This is a genomic window from Caballeronia terrestris (assembly GCF_001544515.1).
Taxonomy (GTDB): Bacteria; Pseudomonadota; Gammaproteobacteria; order Burkholderiales; family Burkholderiaceae; genus Caballeronia; species Caballeronia terrestris.
The window spans coordinates 1-1,358 of the sequence record NZ_FCOL02000416.1 but is presented as its reverse complement, the minus strand read 5'-3'; the positions used below and the strand labels follow the sequence as shown (position 1 = coordinate 1,358).

General features: G+C 60.4%; 1 protein-coding gene and 1 pseudogene. Both read right to left on the bottom strand.

Annotated elements, in window-relative coordinates; all coding sequences use genetic code 11:
- On the bottom strand, positions 1-621 hold a 621-nt coding region (locus tag AWB67_RS37905), incomplete at its 3' end, for an aspartate-alanine antiporter-like transporter (RefSeq protein WP_510183520.1).
- 502 nt (positions 622-1,123) lie between these two features.
- Positions 1,124-1,358 (bottom strand): annotated as a pseudogene (locus tag AWB67_RS42790) (hypothetical protein); the annotation flags it as partial.

The following is a 1,358-nucleotide window of genomic DNA, read 5'->3' as shown; positions in this document are numbered from 1 at the left end:
GCCCAGGTCCGTCGCGCCACCGAGCGTCGTTTCATATTCCTTGCAGGCTGCGACGAGGTCGATGCCGAGCAGCTTCGGGCCAATCATCGCGAGGATGATGGCCGAGCCGATCGTGCCGAAGATGTAGGTGACCGCGTAGGCGGTGGGCATCGCATCGAGCAGCGCCTTCGTCTCGCTGGCGGGAAGGCCCAGGCGGCTCATCGCGTCGGTGGCGAGACCCATCGATGCAGAAATAGTCTGCGAGCCGGCGAAGAGCCCGGCCGCCGAACCCACGTCATAGCCCGCGATCTTTGCCGCCGCAAGCGGCACCGCGAGACACAGCACGCATTGCACGACGGAGAACAGCGCCTGCGGAAGGCCGTCCTTTGCGATCCCACGGACAAATTGCGGCCCGACACCATATCCGACCGCGAACAGGAACATCAGGAAGAAGACCGACTTGACGTTCGAGGAGATCGTGATGCCCAACTGCCCGATCGCTATGGCGGCGAGTAGCGTGGCTGTCACCGCGCCGAGACTGAATCCCCTATAGCTCTTTCCTCCGACCCAATACCCAATTCCCAACGAAAGAAAGACTGCAATCTCCGGATAACTGCGTAGCGTTGCGGTAAGCCAGGACATACGCACTCCTTTTGGGTGATCCACAAGAGGACATTCCACGAGCGCTTTAAAAACGGGGCTCTTACACGATTGGGACAGGATGCGGTTCTTCTGCTCTCGAGGGGTACGCGAGACCCATTTGATCGAACCCAGCCGTTACGGCAAAAAATCAAAACCTCTTCTTCCGATGTTGCATTTCTTATTTTGCTGCGAGTCTTCATGCGGAAGCGGACGTTATTACCTAATTTTGCTTCCAAGGTACTGTAGGGTTGTAACCAGTGATTTCGGCCGACGCGCGAGCGTCTCATAATCATCGCGGGCCCGCGCAGGCGTGGATCAAAACAAAGCGTCACTGGCAGACTACGCCATCAGTCGGCACGCCGGTATGGGACCTTGGTCCCATACGCGCCGGCGACAAACCGCCGTATGCTGATGGCGCCAGTGATGCTTGCCAAGGTCAGGCATCCGGCCGCGACGTTTCGTGGCCGCCCATCGGCGCAACGGGTCCCAAAAGTCCGTCACCTCATCCACCGCGGCAAGACGACAACATAAAGCGCCCCGCAGCGAGCTGGACTACGGTGATGGGCCGATCGAAGCGCGCAGGAATGTCGCGAATGTGAGCGCCCTGCCATGGCGCGCACAAATGCCCGCGGACACTGATGTTGGCGGACGCGCCGATGAGCGTGGCGTCCCCACCGAGCGTCGCACCGAGCATCATGGCGACGAACACTGGAATCGTCGCCGCGGGCCAATGGGTG